Source organism: Bradyrhizobium nitroreducens (assembly GCF_002776695.1).
In the GTDB taxonomy this organism is placed as follows: Bacteria; Pseudomonadota; Alphaproteobacteria; order Rhizobiales; family Xanthobacteraceae; genus Bradyrhizobium; species Bradyrhizobium nitroreducens.
This window is the reverse complement of sequence record NZ_LFJC01000003.1, coordinates 3296985-3310449: the sequence shown is the minus strand read 5'-3', so window position 1 is coordinate 3310449 and position 13465 is coordinate 3296985. Positions and strand designations below refer to the sequence as shown.

The following is a 13465-nucleotide window of genomic DNA, read 5'->3' as shown; positions in this document are numbered from 1 at the left end:
CCGGAACGACAATCGCCCGTTTGCCTTGAGAGGCGGTCATCCTCGACAATAGAGGCCCACCTCGTATAGACGAACCCGGCGGAACTTTCTCCAGCCAGCGGCCCTGCCCGACAAACCATGACCAAGCCCCAGCGATACGACCGCATCGCCTTCGTTGCCAGCCCGAGCAGCGAGGCGCAGGCCGCCTATGCCCAGCTCACCAGGGACTATGGCAATTGCGCCCTTGAGGAGGCCGACATCGTGGTCGCGCTCGGCGGCGACGGGCTGATGCTCCAGACGCTGCACCAGAACATGCGCACGGGAAAGCCGATCTACGGCATGCATCGCGGCACCGTCGGCTTCCTGATGAACGAATACTCGACGCACGATCTGCGCGCGCGGCTCGAGGCGGCGCATGAATCCGAGATCAATCCGCTCCTGATGCGCGCGACCGACGTCAACGACCGCGTCCATCTGCACCACGCCATCAACGAGGTCGCCCTGTTCCGGCAGACCTACCAGGCGGCGCGCCTGCGGATCATGATCGACGAGCGCGAGCGCATGCCGGAGCTGATCGCCGACGGGATCATGGTGGCAACCCCGGCCGGCTCGACCGCCTACAATTTGTCGGCGCAGGGACCGATCCTGCCGATCAACGCCGCTCTCCTGGCGCTGACCCCGATCAGCGCCTTCCGCCCGCGCCGCTGGCGCGGCGCGCTGCTGCCAAACACGGCCTATGTCGTGATCGAGGTGCTGGAGGGCGACAAGCGCCCCGTGGCGGCGGTCGCCGACCATGACGAGGTGCGCGACGTCCGCCGCGTCGAGGTCTTGTCAGACAAGACCATCTCGATGCGGATGATGTTCGACCCCGGGCATAGCCTGGAAGAGCGTATTCTGCGCGAGCAGTTCGGCTACTGAGCGCAAGGCTGAATCGAGTCCAGGCCGCCGGCCAAAGCGGGATCGGAGAGCATGTCGAAATCCCTGACGACGGGGACGAAGCTCTTCGTCTCCGAAGTCATCAGATAGATCGCGACGGGCAGCGAGGCCTGCGGCGCCGCGTTCGCCCGACAAAATTCCTTCGCCGCCACGCCGAGCCCCATCGACCCGCGCTTGCCTTGCTTCCCCTGCTCGACCATGGCGGCGCGCAGTGCCTCGAAGCGCGCCGCATCTCCCGGAGACAAGCGATAGGCGTAGGTTGCCGAGCCCTGCGGCGGCGCAGGCAGGCCGGCGCGATCTCGCGCCTCGCTCATCTCCACCATGGCAAAACTCGTCTTGGCCTCCGCCTCGCCCGCCAGCTTTGTGACGACGTCGAGCTTGACGCCGCCCGAACGCGGCCGCAGCACCTCAGGCAGTTGCACGGCGACGCGCAGCATCGACAGATCCGTGGTCTTGGCATCGATGCGGGCGAGCCGCGGGATCGATGTCAGCGGCACCGAGCTGCAACCGGCAAGCGCGAGCGCAGCTGCGCTCACAAGAACGCGCACGAGGCGGTTCATCGCAGACGTCTCCAGTCCAGAGTTGAAAGGGGCTTGAGCTGAACGGGTTTGGCTAGGCCGACTTGCGGCCGGCCGCGCGCGCGCCCTGCGCGTCGTCGGCACTGTCGGGGACGTATTCGAGGATATCGCCGGGCTGGCAGTCGAGCACGGCGCAGATCCGCTCCAGCGTGTCGAAGCGGATGCCCCGCACCTTGCCCGACTTCAGCAGGGAGACGTTGGCCTCCGTGAGCTCGATGCGCGCGGCGAGCTCGCGCGACCTGATCTTGCGCCGGGCGAGCATGACGTCGAGATTGACGATGATCGGCATGGTCAGATGATCTCGCTGTTCTCGTGCCAGAGGCGGACGGCATCGGCCATCACGGTGGCGAAGGCGACGAGCGCGAGGCCACTCAGCACCGACAGCACCTGCGACTGCTCGATGCCGAACATGACCACGATCTGGCCTGGTTCGTTCGCCCGCGTCAGATTGATCGTGGTGAGCATCTGCACCAGCGGCGACATCAACGCATTGACGATCAGCGCCAGACCCATGCGGCGGATACGCCAGGCATTTTCGGTCACGAAGACCTCGCCGCGCGCAAACCGGGAGAACAGCATCGAGAGCTGCCACAAGGCGTAGAGGACAGGTGCAAGGCCAATCAGGCTGATCAGCGCGCCAATGAGGCGCGTGCCGGCATGGAGCGTGAAGGGCCGCGCACCCAGCGGGGACTGTGTCGCGATCCAGTGCCGCAACACCTCGTCGCTCGACCAGAGCAGCGGGACCGCAAGCACCGCTCCCGCGACGCAGAGAATCGCGCCGATGGCCACGATCCGTCCGATGCGCCGCAACCGCGGCTCGACCGGTGTGGAGTAAGGAAACGCGATCACGCTCATCGGACTAGCTCCTGTGCAATGACATATTTTATTGTTTTACGATAAAAAATGGCAGAATTACGATATTCCGCCATTCCCCCCTGAGGGCGTCTCCAAATGCAGCAGCAACCCTTCGTTAACCCCCGCCACGATATGGTTAACGAAGGTTGACCGCTCTGGCCCAGGCGTCATGTTCCGTATCGACTTCAACAAGCTGCGCTTCCTCGTCTGCGACGACAATCCGCACATGCGCCGCATCCTGCGCACGCTGCTGCATTCGTTCGGCGCGCGCGAGGTCTATGAAGCCGAGGACGGCGCCACGGCGCTGGAAATGTACAGCCATTACGTGCCTGATATCGTCATCACCGACTGGGCGATGCCGATCTTCGACGGGCTCGAGCTCGCGCAGATGATCCGGCAGCCGGAATCCAAGGGCAATCCTTACGCGCCGATCATCATGCTGACAGGTCATTCCGAGAAGCGCCGCGTCACGGTGGCGCGCGATGCCGGCGTCACCGAATTCCTGGCCAAGCCGATCTCGGCCAAGGGACTCTATCAGCGCATCCTCAACGTCGTCGCCAATCCCCGGCCCTTCATCAAGACCAAGACCTATTTCGGTCCGGACCGGCGCCGCAACACCAACTCCGCCTATATGGGCCCCGAGCGCCGCGTCGGCGAAAAGCACGAGGTGCTGCAGCAGCCCTCGCTGCTCGACAAGGCCCGCTCCACCATCTAGCGCAGGCGTCTTCAGACGAGGCAGGCATCATGGCGAAGAACAGCGCAAAGGACATCGAGGTCAAGGCCTTCGCCACGCACCAGATCATCACGCAACCCAACCCGCTACGCAAGGTGCTGCGCCGCGTCGACGAGAAGGACTTGGACGATCCAGTCGGCCGCGCCGAGCAGGCTCTCGCGGGCCTCTCCGGCGAGTTCAAGGACTGGATGACGATCGAGGTCAACCGCCTGTCGGCCGCCTATGTCGCCATCCGCAATGACGGCTTCACCAGGGAACGGCGCAACGAGCTGTTTCACGCCGCCCACGACATCAAGGGCGACGCCGCGACATTCGGCTATCCGGCCGCGGCGGGAATCGCCGAGAGCCTGTGCCGCGTCATCGAGCACGCGCCTGATCTGGAAAAGGTCCCGGCCGAGCTGTTCACGCACCACATCAACGCCATCCTCGCCATCGTGCACGAGAACACCAAGCTCGACAGCATCAGCGTCTCCGCTGAGCTCAGCCGCCGCCTGCGCAAGGTCGCCGACGACTATCTGACCCAGGTCAACCGCGACCGCCCCGAGCATCTCGAGGTGATCCTGGCGCCGAGCATCGCGCCGGCGGAGTAAGCCCCGCTCTCTCCGCTCGTCATTGCGAAAAACTCGCGACGATGTTGAAAGGCCCGGCTCTATCTCCACGATCAGAATCGTAGCGTACCCACGTCTTCTTACCCCGTTATCACTGAGAAATCGTGGGCACGGCGCTTGGCGCCCTTGCCTGCCCCACGGCATCTCGCTACGCCGCGATCAGATCCTCGTACGCAGGATCGATCGTCTCGTCCGCGACCAGCTCGTCGCAGAACAGCCTTGCCTCTTCCCGCGCCGATTCCGTGGCGAAGCGGCGCAGCAGGACCATCAGCGGCTCGGTGGCGCCGCGGTCGGTCTCGCAATGGGTGAGCACGCGCTCGACCATGCGCCGGCGCAGCCGCACCGCGCCGTCGTCGCTGTCGACAAAGCCCTGCTCGTGGCAGGCATCGAGCGCGACCTGGAACGCGGCGAACGTCGCCTCGGGCAGCCCGGCCCGACGCAGCAGCGCGTGCAGGCTGTTGCCGCCGCGGTCGTGCAGCAGCGCGGTGACGCGCGCCAGCGGCAGATCGGCAAGTTCGGCCAGCGCCGCGTCGAACAGATCGAGATTGCTCGACAGCAGCGCGCGCAGGATCAGGCCGGCGGTCAGCTGGCCCGTGACGCGGAGGTGATGCACCAGGCCCTGCATGTCCTCGCCGCGCGAGCGCGCCGCGATGTTGATGGTGGAGCGGTCACGCGCCTCGACCGTGATGCGGTCGGCGCGATCGGCGCTCAGCCAGTTCCGCGCCACGACGAATTGCGCCAGCGTCTCGGAGAGCTTTGCCACCAGCGCGGCGCGGGTTGCGGACGGCAGATCATCCAGCACCAGCATCGCCTCGCGGATCGCGGCCAGGTGGCCGTGGCGCTCGACGATGCGATTCCAGGAGAACGGCGCCAGCTCGGCATGGGGATTTTCGATCAGCTCCAGCGCGGCCGCTGCACAGCCGACTTCGGCGATGGCGGCGCAGACCGACACCGGCAGCGCGATGCGGCGGGCAACCGCGCATTGCACGTCGTCATTGCCGGTGGCGACGATGTCGACGAGGTCGGCGTCGATCAGCAAGGGAGAATGTTCGAGCACGGGCAGTGCCACCGTCGGCTGGTCCGCCGACAGCGCCCGCACGATCGACGCCGGCGCCTCCGCGCTGCGCGCAAAGGCCTCGGCCATCGCCTGCCGCACCAGCGGCGAGGGATCGTCGAGCAGCATCAGCAGCGCACCCTCGGCGGCGATGCGGTCGTCATGGGAGAGATCCGAGATCAGCCAGGCCCGGGCCAACGCCCGGGTCGCCTCCGCCCGCTCGCCGGCGGGCGCGGTCCTGATCCAATTGATGAACTGCCGAACAATCATGCTGCTTCCGGCTTACACAACAAACGAAAATGGTGACGGCTCGTCACCTACAACACAAAATAAACCACGACGCTTAACAAAGCGTTCACCATAACTGGCTGGTTTTGTTGATGATTTGTTAAGGGAACAAAGTCGCCTCCGCTCGCGTGCCCCGGACGCAGCGCAGCACGAAGTGATGTGTTGCAGAGCCCATAATTTGAGAGTGGAAGCCGGCGACGCATGGGTCCCGGCTCAACGCAGCAGCGTTTCACGCTGCAGCGCGCCCGGGACACGAGAGGAAGAGATACTCTCGCACATACCCCGTCGTTGTGCGCCTACGATATCAGCTGCTGAACGTGCCGCTGCGGTCGCTGAAGAGATCGAGCGGCTGCGGCGGACGCACGTCGGGCGTGGCCGAGGCCACCGAGGTGAGCGAGGCGTTGTTGCCCCACAATTTTTGCACCGTGGTCGAGACCGGCTGCGTGGCATCGCCGGGCTGGTAGATCGAGCGGAAGGCCGGCGCGACCGGCGTATTGTCAGCGACCGTCGTCGATGACGTCGCGCCGACCGGCGTCACGGCGTTGGTGTTGGTGTTGGGAAAAGTCTGGAGATAAGCCGCGTTGTCGACAACAGGTGCGGTCGGCTGCACGCCATTCGCGCTCGCGACCTGCGTGGTCGACGGCGTGCCGCCATACATCGCCATCGCGCTGCGCGTCACTTTCGAATTCGCCGCGCTGGCATAGCGCGCGTCCAGTACGGAGTAGACCTCGGAGACGCTGCGGGCGCGGCCGTCCTTGGCGTAGAAGATCGAGCGGTTGGCAGAGGCGGCATTGGGAAACAGCCGCGCGCCGACCGCTTGCGGATTGTCCTCGGCATTGGCGATCAGCTTTGCGGCGCCGCCGACGCCCATGAAATGCGCCATGTAGAGCTCGCTGTCGCTCGGCCTGCGCCCGAGCAGACCGGTGAGCTTGAAGCTGTTCGACTGCGTCAGCGCGGCGGCCATGCTGGATGCAGCTTCCGGATCGTCGCGCAGCTTCATGATCGAGCGCTTCATCGCGGGATCGTCGACGGCGTAGGTGCCTGACGACGTCCGGGTGATGGCATCGGAATAGTTGCCGTAGCCGAGCTGGGTCCCGGCCTCCTTCACCGTGCCGAGCCAGGTCTGGTCGATGAACTGGTAGAGCCCGTGCGCCGACGAGGTGGAGGCTCCCGCCGTCGGATCGAAATCCGATTCCATCTTGGCGGTGGTCAGCATGTACTGGAAGCTGACGCCGGTGACGTTCGAGGCCTGCTTGATCGCACCGGCAACGCGTGCCCGCGTCGGATCGAGAGCGGCCGTCTGCGTGGCACTGGAATTGTCGACCGACATGATGACGTGCCCGCCTCGCGCGGCGTTGAGTGGCGCCGGCAATTCGGACGCCCTGTCGTCTCACCGTGGGACAGGTATAGTTAATGCGGGGTTAATTCGGCCCGATCGGTCATTCCGGGGCGCACCGCAGGTGCGAACCCGGAATCCATTCCACTACGCGTTATGCCGCACGATGGATTCCGGGCTCGCGCTTCGCGCGCCCCGGAATGACACCGAGCTACCTCTTGTAGACCGTGTCCGGATCGAACAGTCGCTCGGCATCGGTGAAGACCAGCTTGGCCCCGCCGCCCTCACCCTCGACCTTGCGATAGAAGCACGAGCGCCGCCCGGTGTGGCAGGCGGCTCCGATCTGCTCGACACGAATCCAGACCGCGTCCTGATCGCAATCGGTGCGCATCTCGACCACGCGCTGGGTTTGACCTGAAGTCTCACCTTTTTGCCACAAGGCCTTGCGCGAGCGGCTGAAGTACCAGGCCTCGCCGGTCGCGATCGTCTTGCGCAGCGCCTCGTCATTCATGTGCGCGACCATGAGCACGTCGCCGCTGGCGACGTCGGTCGCGACGACAGTCACGAGCCCGTTCGCATCGAAGCGCGGCAGGAAGGACAAGCCTTCCTCGATCTCGTGGGAGTGAGCAGACATGGGCGACCTCGCCGATCTATTCGCGAGGTCAGCGCGTGCCTCGCACCAGGGACAGGAAACGGGCCTGCTCCGCCGGATTGTCGCGGAACATGCCGGTGAAGCGGCTGGTGAAGGTGGAGGCGCCATGCTTGGCGACGCCGCGCACCGACATGCAGGTATGCTCGGCCTCGATCAGCACGGCCACACCGCGGGGCTTGAGGACCTCGTCGATGGCCGCCGCGATCTGCGCCGTCAGATGCTCCTGGGTCTGGAGCCGGCGGGCGAAGATGTCGGTCAGGCGGGCGAGCTTGGACAGGCCGACGACGCGTTCCACCGGCGTATAGGCGATGTGCGCCTTGCCGTAGAACGGCATCATGTGGTGCTCGCACTGGGAGGTGAACTCGATGTCGCGCACCAGCACGAAATCGTCGTAGCCGGCGGTCTCGCCGAACGTGCGGTCGAGCACCTCGGCCGGGCACTGGTGATAACCCTGATAGAGCTCGTCGAAGGCCTCGACCACGCGGCGCGGCGTGTCGAGCAGGCCTTCACGCTCGGTATTCTCGCCGATATAGGCGAGCAGCGTCTTGACCGCCGCTTCCGCCTCGGCGCGCGCCGGGCGCGGCTGGTCGGCGCGGACGGCGGCCGCGAGGAATTCGGCGGGGTCCAGCTCGGCCGGACGGCTCTCGAGCTGCTTGTTGGGGCGGATCGGCTTGATTGTTGCGTCCATATCGACTCCGTTCGACGGCCTTACGGCCGGAGTGTCACCGGCAGACGGGGCGGCCAAGCCGCCGGACGCCTGAACAGAACAGTTTTGGCGAAAGGTCCTGCGATCATAACGTTGACGGCGCGAACCTGGATCACCGCCGCACCGCCGGACTGTTTTTCCGCCCGTTCCGACCCTATATAGGTCCCTGGACGGCGCCCGCCAAGGCCGATCAAGGGCGGAAGTGGGCATGGAAGTGCTGGACTCCATCACATGCTGAACGACATTTATAACAAGCGGATCATCGAGCTGGCGGGCAATATTCCACGTCTCGGACGGCTGTCGGACCCCGATGCCACCGCCACGGCCCACTCCAAGCTGTGCGGCTCGACCGTCAAGGTCGATCTCAAGATGACCGGCGACACCGTCACCGACTTCGCCCATGACGTGAAGGCTTGTGCGCTCGGCCAGGCCTCTTCATCCATCATGGCAAGTCGGGTTGTCGGTTCGACTGCGAGCGAACTCCGCGAGTTACGCGAAACTGTTCGCAAGATGCTGAAGGAGAACGGTGCGCCTCCTGAAGGCAAGTGGGAGGACATCAAATTCCTCGAGCCGGTCCGCGACTACAAGGCCCGCCACGCCTCCACCCTTCTCACCTTCGATGCCGTGGTCGATGCCATCGGCCAGATCGAAGCCAAGACGAAGTCCGGCACCAAACAGCCGGCCGCGGCGCAGGGCTGACCTCTCTTGATCGTTCCGGGACGTCGCAAGCGACGACCCCGGAATCCAGAGATTGCAGCGCGAGATTTCCAGGATTTGAGAGCTTACTTCTGCGTCGCAGCCGCCGGCGCGGCCACGCCGCCGGTCGGCACCAGGGCTTCCGCCGTCTTGGTCGACTTGGCCGGCTGCTCCGGTTCCGCGCCGAACCTCGCCTGCGTCTTCGGCGCGAGCTCCGCCATCGCCGGCGCGGAGATGTCCACATGCGGCAGCACGTCGGCGACGAGATCGGTCGTCACGAGATTGGTGAGCTTGAGCTCGCCGGCGTCCAGCTCGTGGAGATCTTCCCAGGGCGGAACGCTGAGAGCGAGCGACAGCAGGTCACCGGCGCCGCCCATATCGAAAGTGTATTTGGCGAGACGGCCGATGTCGCGCTCCACGATCATGAGGTCCTGCGCGCTGTAGCTCGCCGCCTTGGCATCGTCGGCGCGGTCGCCCATCCAGATCTGGTGGACGCGGACATGGGCCGCTTCCGGCACGTAGCGCTTCTTCCCGGCGAGCAGCAGGAACACGCACATGGATTCGCAATAGGCCTCGGACGCGACGGCGGGACGGGCCGACTGACCGCCGCGCAGGCTGACGCCGACCGTGGTCAGGAGGCCGAGATTGCGGAAGCGACGGCCGAGCGTGATCGCGTCATTGACGGAACCGCCGCTGGAATCGAGCACCACGGTGGCGCCGCCGAGCTGGCGGCCGCGAGAAAATTCTTCGAAATCCTTCGGCGTGTCGGCAGTAATGATGCCGACCGCGCTGACCCAGCCGCGGCAATTCGGCTCGCAGGCAATCCAGCTGAACTTCATCGGCAGCTTGCGCTCTTCCAGCGCGCCGCCGGCCCGGGCAGATGAGCCGAATGTCGCGACGGCGCCAGCCAGCACGACTCCACAGACGGCGGTTCCCACAAGCAACCAGCCGCGAAGATTGAGCGACTTCAGAACTTTCAAACTGGTCCCTTCCCCAAGCCCCAGAGGCGATTCAGGCAAGCCCCGTTTTACGTCTGTCGAGTCTACACATGGACGTCACAAAAATGGTATCCGGGGGAATACAGATCGTCCATAGGTACTTGCTGCACTGCTCCCAAAAAGCATGCAAAATATGGCGCGCAAACAACAGCTTACAGTTCCCTGGCAGTTCCTTGCGGCGGAACCGGGCACCTCATCGCTTAACCTGACGGCACAGCGCACATGAAGCATTCAGCCTGCGGGCACTGTTCCAGTTCGCTCGAAGGGGCGCTTCGGCTCCCGCGCCGACTCGGCCGTGCGCTGATCTGGCTTTACCGGCACACGCTGTCGCCGCTGGTTGGCTACAATTGCCGGCATCTGCCAACTTGCTCCGTATATGGTGACGAGGCGATCGAACGCTTCGGCCTCTGGGCCGGCGGCTGGATGACGCTCGCACGGCTGCTGCGTTGCAATCCTTTCGGCACGTCGGGTATCGACAATGTGCCGCTCGCCGCGCCGCAAGGCGCGCGCTGGTATCTGCCTTGGCGCTACGGCCGCTGGCGCGGCGTCAACGCATCCTGAGATTGAGCTGTCCTGCGTCTCGGCGAGCTCTGCGGAACCTTAGAGGTTCCTCCCGCGTTGTTTGGTGCTCCCCTCGGGAGGAAACAAACAATGCGCTGGAAAATCAGCCCTCATCTGCACCTCAAGCCTGGGCCCATCCCCGGCCCCAGGCGGCACCACGACCCCCGCACCATGGACCTGATCGCGATCGTCGCCTTGCTGACGCTCGTGCTGGGTTCTGGCTGGTATCTGGCTTCGAGCCTTGCGATGCCGCCGAGCACGACGGCGTTCGTCGAACCAAGCCAGAGCGTGCACTGGTAGTACCGAATCCTACAGGTCCAGCACCAGCCGTTCTGTGTCCGATCCGGCGACGCACACCATGAGATAGCGTTCGCGCTCATACGGCGACAGGATCCGGTCGCGATGCACCGGCTGGCCCTCGAGCCATCCGACCTTGCAGGCGCCGCAGATGCCGCCGCAACAGGAGGTCGCGATGTCGATGCCTCCTTCCTGCAACGCGGCCAGCATGGTCTGGCCGGCCCGGACCTGGATCTCGGTGCCCGAGCGCGCCAGCGACAGCGTGAACGGCTTGGCGTCGGGATCGATGACCGGCGGCGGCGCGACGAAGCGCTCGATATGAACATTGGCCGCGGGCCACGCGGCGGTCACCCGCTCGAAATCGTCGGTCATGCCTTCAGGGCCGCAGCAGCCAACCAGCGTCTCCGATCCGCCCTCCCCGACAAGCGTCGCGAGATCAGGACGCCCGGTCCGGGACGTCCGGTGCACCACGACACGGCCCCGTTCGATCAGCGCGCCGAGATGCGCGGCAAGCGGCACCTCCTCGCGTACGATCAGATGCAGCGTGAATTCGGCCTGCTCCGCTCGTTCGAGATGCCGCGCCATGGACAGGAACGGCGTCACGCCGATGCCGCCAGCGACGAACACGTAGCGCCCGATGCGCGCATCGGGCTCGAGCCCGCCGCGCGGCAGCGAGACGCCAATGACGTCGCCGATTCCAACCTCGTCATGAAGCGCACGCGAACCACCGCGCCCCTCCGCCTCGCGCTTGACCGCAATGACATAGCGCGTGTTGTCGGCGGGCTCGTTGCACAGCGAATAGGTACGCACGAGCCCGTTCGGCAGATGCAGGTCGATATGCGCGCCCGGCTTGAACGGCGGCAGCTCCCAGCGGTCGGGATCGGCCAGCGTCAACAGCTTGATGCCTGTTCCCGCCGCCTCGATGCCGGTGACGACCGTTTTGACCGTCGTGATCGGGCGCGCCTTCATGCCGCATTCCGCACGATATCGCCCACCTTCACGACGCCACCTTGCAGGATCTTGCAGTTGAGGCCGGAGCGATTGATCAGGGGATCAAAGATCGCCTTGCCGGTGATCTCCTCGATATGCCGGCACGGCACCGACAGCCGCGTCGCTTCCAGCAGGGTCTCGCCAAGCCAGAAGCGGCGGCCGACCAGATGATTCAGCGGCACGCCTTCGACCGTGACGTTGCGCCGATGCTCCTCGGGGCCGAGTACGATGCCCGCGTCGCGCTTGAGCGCGACCAGCGTCTCGAGCTCGAACAGGGTGACCTGCCGGCCCTCTTCGGGCTTGTGCGAGTAAAATCCCTCCTCGTTGCCGATCATGTAGCGGTCGCCTTCGATTCCCCGGCCGGCAACGAGGTTGATCTTATCCGCGGCACGCATCGGCAGGAACGCGCGCGGGGTCAAGTGAAGGAAGCGCACCACGCCGGTCCAACCGAGCTGCGCTGCGCCCTGCGCCGGGCCGGTGTTGATCGTATCGAGCATGACAATTTCCCCTTGAGGAACGATGGCGCACCGCCAGAGGCGGCGCGCCGCGGGATCAGGTCAGTTCCTTGTTCGCCATCTCCGGCGCGAAATTGGTCGCGGTCGCGGTGATGGCGGCGCAGGCGATCAGTAGCAGCGAGACCGGCCAGGTGGCACCGCCGCTCCACGCCATCAGAGACGCCGCGATCAGCGGCGTCAACCCGCCGCTGATGGCCGCGCCGACCTGAAATCCGAGCGAGGCGCCGCTGTAGCGCAGCCGTGCGGAGAACAGCTCGGAGTACCATGGCGCGCCGATGCCGAACATCACCATCTGGCCGAAGGTGATCGCCACCACGATGGTGCAGATGACGACGGTGGGATCGCGAGTGTCGAGCAGCCAGAACAGCGGGAAGGCAAACAGCGCCGAGAACGCGCAGCTCGCATAGAACATCGTCTTGCGGCCGAGGATATCCGACAGCCAGCCGAACAAGGGAATGGCGAGCAGCGCTACCAGCGATGCAGCGAAGGCTCCGTTCAGAACCACGGTGCGCGACAGGCCGAGATTGGCCGTGGCATAGGACATCACGAACACGCCGCCGATGCTGGCATAGGCGATCTCGGAGATCTTGAGCCCGACAGCGGTGAAGAACGGCCGGCGATGGTGCCTGAAGATCTCGACCAGAGGCATCTTCGCGACGTCCTTCTTGGCCTGGACCTGACGGAAGGCCGCGGTCTCCTCCATGTTGAGGCGGATATAGAGGCCGACGCCGACCAGCAGGATCGAGACCAGGAAGGGGATGCGCCAGCCATAGGTCATGAAATCGCTCTCCGGCAGGCTCGCCACCAGCGCGAACATGCCGATCGCGGCGAGATTGCCGATGGGATTGCCGACCTGCACCATGCTGCCGAGCAGGCCGCGGCGGTGTGTCGGACAGTTCTCGACCACCATCAGCACCGCCCCGCCCCATTCGCCGCCGAGTCCGATGCCCTGGAGGAAGCGGAGGCCGATCAGCAGCAGCGGCGCGGCAATGCCGATCTGCTGGTAGGTCGGCAGCAGGCCGATCAGGAAGGTGCCGATGCCCATCACCATGATGGTGATCGCGAGCATCGCCTTGCGGCCGACCCGGTCGCCGTAATGACCGAAGATCGCAGCGCCGAGGGGACGCGCCAGAAATCCGACGGCATAGGTGCCGAAGGCCGCGATGGTGGCGAGCGTGGGATTGCCGGCGGCGAAAAAGACCTTGTTGAACACCAGCGCGGTCGCCGTGCCGTAGATGAGGAAGTCGTACCACTCGACCGCGGTGCCGATCACGCTCGACCACACGATCCTCCGCAAGCTCGCCGCCTCGTCCGGCGCTACGTTCAGGGCTACGTCGTCTGCTACGGTCATCGATCTCTCCAAAAGGTACCGGCGCCTGGGAAAAGCAGTTGGTTCGGTCCGCGGAGCCCATCGGCAGCCGCGACGGTAAAAATCGATCATGTTTACTAATAGAAATCAACGCCACGGAACGGGGCAAATGCCGCCAATCGCGGCAGGGCGCGTCTTTTGCATCAAAATTCAGCTGAATCCCGCGATATACCAGCCCATCTGCTCACAATATCTGCGGCTTTGCTCGAAATTTCTGCGCACTTGTTTTCCTTTGGAATACACGCGCCGACACGCCGAGAGAGCAGCGCGCCCTGCCGGGCTGGCAGTTCAGCCGCATCTGTTGCAAAAGAGGC

General features: G+C 65.1%; 17 protein-coding genes. 6 read left to right on the top strand and 11 right to left on the bottom strand.

The features are described from left to right. Positions 1–117 precede the first annotated feature (117 nt). Entirely contained in the window at positions 118–897 is a 780-nt protein-coding gene (locus TSA1_RS16130; RefSeq protein ID WP_100177228.1) for an NAD kinase, read from the top strand. On the opposite strand, the gene TSA1_RS16125 is transcribed toward TSA1_RS16130, so the two are convergent. Genes TSA1_RS16125 through TSA1_RS16115 form a run of 3 tightly spaced genes read right to left on the bottom strand, consistent with a single transcriptional unit; the run spans position 891 to position 2348 of the window. After that, positions 891–1475 carry a hypothetical protein gene (locus tag TSA1_RS16125; RefSeq protein ID WP_100177227.1) on the bottom strand — a complete coding sequence of 195 codons (585 nt, stop codon included), beginning with the start codon at positions 1473–1475 and terminating at the stop codon, positions 891–893. The two genes, TSA1_RS16130 and TSA1_RS16125, sit on opposite strands and share 7 nt — an antisense overlap. Before the next feature lie 52 nt (positions 1476–1527). Beyond that, positions 1528–1782 (bottom strand): helix-turn-helix domain-containing protein, encoded by a 255-nt coding sequence (locus tag TSA1_RS16120; protein WP_100177226.1) that lies wholly within the window; start codon positions 1780–1782, stop codon positions 1528–1530. Between the two features lie 2 nt (positions 1783–1784). Further along, complete coding sequence (locus tag TSA1_RS16115; protein WP_100177225.1) at positions 1785–2348, bottom strand: DUF2975 domain-containing protein; 564 nt, start codon at positions 2346–2348, stop codon at positions 1785–1787. A 169-nt stretch (positions 2349–2517) separates the two neighbouring features. On the opposite strand from TSA1_RS16115, the gene TSA1_RS16110 reads away from it, so the two are divergent. Then, positions 2518–3063: a response regulator gene (locus tag TSA1_RS16110; RefSeq protein WP_011088265.1), complete on the top strand. Its 546-nt coding sequence runs from the start codon at positions 2518–2520 to the stop codon at positions 3061–3063. Positions 3064–3092: 29 nt separating this feature from the next. Further along, positions 3093–3671 (top strand): Hpt domain-containing protein, encoded by a 579-nt coding sequence (locus TSA1_RS16105; protein WP_100177224.1) that lies wholly within the window; start codon positions 3093–3095, stop codon positions 3669–3671. A gap of 166 nt (positions 3672–3837) precedes the next feature. Here the strand turns inward: TSA1_RS16105 and TSA1_RS16100 are convergent, their stop codons facing one another. The 4 genes from TSA1_RS16100 to folE form a co-directional block, all read right to left on the bottom strand. Next, positions 3838–5013, bottom strand: coding sequence for a DUF2336 domain-containing protein (locus tag TSA1_RS16100; RefSeq protein ID WP_100177223.1), 1176 nt, complete (start codon positions 5011–5013; stop codon positions 3838–3840). Positions 5014–5335: 322 nt separating this feature from the next. After that, complete coding sequence (locus tag TSA1_RS16095) at positions 5336–6403, bottom strand: transglycosylase (RefSeq protein WP_100177222.1); 1068 nt, start codon at positions 6401–6403, stop codon at positions 5336–5338. 175 nt (positions 6404–6578) lie between these two features. Next, positions 6579–7001: a phosphoribosyl-AMP cyclohydrolase gene (gene hisI, locus TSA1_RS16090; protein ID WP_100177221.1), complete on the bottom strand. Its 423-nt coding sequence runs from the start codon at positions 6999–7001 to the stop codon at positions 6579–6581. Between the two features lie 28 nt (positions 7002–7029). Then, positions 7030–7707, bottom strand: a complete 678-nt coding sequence (folE, locus tag TSA1_RS16085) for a GTP cyclohydrolase I FolE (protein WP_100177220.1) — start codon at positions 7705–7707, stop codon at positions 7030–7032. Positions 7708–7956: 249 nt separating this feature from the next. On the opposite strand from folE, the gene TSA1_RS16080 reads away from it, so the two are divergent. Further along, positions 7957–8424 carry an iron-sulfur cluster assembly scaffold protein gene (locus TSA1_RS16080; protein WP_100177219.1) on the top strand — a complete coding sequence of 156 codons (468 nt, stop codon included), beginning with the start codon at positions 7957–7959 and terminating at the stop codon, positions 8422–8424. A gap of 83 nt (positions 8425–8507) precedes the next feature. On the opposite strand, the gene TSA1_RS16075 is transcribed toward TSA1_RS16080, so the two are convergent. Continuing rightward, positions 8508–9401 carry a COG3904 family protein gene (locus tag TSA1_RS16075; RefSeq protein WP_100177218.1) on the bottom strand — a complete coding sequence of 298 codons (894 nt, stop codon included), beginning with the start codon at positions 9399–9401 and terminating at the stop codon, positions 8508–8510. A gap of 240 nt (positions 9402–9641) precedes the next feature. Here TSA1_RS16075 and yidD point away from each other — a divergent pair, with 240 nt between their 5' ends. Together yidD and TSA1_RS16065 are read left to right on the top strand one after the other, a co-directional pair. Then, positions 9642–9980, top strand: a complete 339-nt coding sequence (gene yidD / locus TSA1_RS16070; protein ID WP_100177217.1) for a membrane protein insertion efficiency factor YidD — start codon at positions 9642–9644, stop codon at positions 9978–9980. Positions 9981–10070: 90 nt separating this feature from the next. Then, on the top strand, positions 10071–10280 hold the full coding sequence (locus tag TSA1_RS16065) for a hypothetical protein (protein WP_100177216.1): 210 nt from the start codon (positions 10071–10073) through the stop codon (positions 10278–10280). Between the two features lie 9 nt (positions 10281–10289). Here TSA1_RS16065 and TSA1_RS16060 read toward each other — a convergent pair whose 3' ends face one another. The 3 genes from TSA1_RS16060 to TSA1_RS16050 are packed head-to-tail and all read right to left on the bottom strand — an operon-like array spanning position 10290 to position 13133. Then, positions 10290–11246, bottom strand: a complete 957-nt coding sequence (locus TSA1_RS16060; protein ID WP_100177215.1) for a PDR/VanB family oxidoreductase — start codon at positions 11244–11246, stop codon at positions 10290–10292. Then, on the bottom strand, positions 11243–11764 hold the full coding sequence (locus tag TSA1_RS16055) for an MOSC domain-containing protein (protein ID WP_100177214.1): 522 nt from the start codon (positions 11762–11764) through the stop codon (positions 11243–11245). Before TSA1_RS16055 ends, TSA1_RS16060 begins: the two co-directional genes overlap by 4 nt. Positions 11765–11819: 55 nt before the next feature. After that, positions 11820–13133, bottom strand: a complete 1314-nt coding sequence (locus TSA1_RS16050) for an MFS transporter (protein ID WP_100177213.1) — start codon at positions 13131–13133, stop codon at positions 11820–11822. Between the last annotated feature and the right edge of the window lie 332 nt (positions 13134–13465).

Excerpts from the sequence above, each read along its gene's own strand:
- TSA1_RS16055 (WP_100177214.1), bottom strand. The coding sequence starts at position 11,764 with ATGCTCGATACGATCAACACCGGCCCGGCGCAGGGCGCAGCGCAGCTC.
- yidD (WP_100177217.1), top strand. The coding sequence starts at position 9,642 with ATGAAGCATTCAGCCTGCGGGCACTGTTCCAGTTCGCTCGAAGGGGCG.
- TSA1_RS16130 (WP_100177228.1), top strand. The coding sequence starts at position 118 with ATGACCAAGCCCCAGCGATACGACCGCATCGCCTTCGTTGCCAGCCCG.
- TSA1_RS16065 (WP_100177216.1), top strand. The coding sequence starts at position 10,071 with ATGCGCTGGAAAATCAGCCCTCATCTGCACCTCAAGCCTGGGCCCATC.
- TSA1_RS16100 (WP_100177223.1), bottom strand. The coding sequence starts at position 5,013 with ATGATTGTTCGGCAGTTCATCAATTGGATCAGGACCGCGCCCGCCGGC.
- folE (WP_100177220.1), bottom strand. The coding sequence starts at position 7,707 with ATGGACGCAACAATCAAGCCGATCCGCCCCAACAAGCAGCTCGAGAGC.
- TSA1_RS16050 (WP_100177213.1), bottom strand. The coding sequence starts at position 13,133 with ATGACCGTAGCAGACGACGTAGCCCTGAACGTAGCGCCGGACGAGGCG.
- TSA1_RS16115 (WP_100177225.1), bottom strand. The coding sequence starts at position 2,348 with ATGAGCGTGATCGCGTTTCCTTACTCCACACCGGTCGAGCCGCGGTTG.
- hisI (WP_100177221.1), bottom strand. The coding sequence starts at position 7,001 with ATGTCTGCTCACTCCCACGAGATCGAGGAAGGCTTGTCCTTCCTGCCG.
- TSA1_RS16120 (WP_100177226.1), bottom strand. The coding sequence starts at position 1,782 with ATGCCGATCATCGTCAATCTCGACGTCATGCTCGCCCGGCGCAAGATC.
- TSA1_RS16110 (WP_011088265.1), top strand. The coding sequence starts at position 2,518 with ATGTTCCGTATCGACTTCAACAAGCTGCGCTTCCTCGTCTGCGACGAC.
- TSA1_RS16060 (WP_100177215.1), bottom strand. The coding sequence starts at position 11,246 with ATGAAGGCGCGCCCGATCACGACGGTCAAAACGGTCGTCACCGGCATC.
- TSA1_RS16080 (WP_100177219.1), top strand. The coding sequence starts at position 7,957 with ATGCTGAACGACATTTATAACAAGCGGATCATCGAGCTGGCGGGCAAT.
- TSA1_RS16105 (WP_100177224.1), top strand. The coding sequence starts at position 3,093 with ATGGCGAAGAACAGCGCAAAGGACATCGAGGTCAAGGCCTTCGCCACG.
- TSA1_RS16125 (WP_100177227.1), bottom strand. The coding sequence starts at position 1,475 with ATGAACCGCCTCGTGCGCGTTCTTGTGAGCGCAGCTGCGCTCGCGCTT.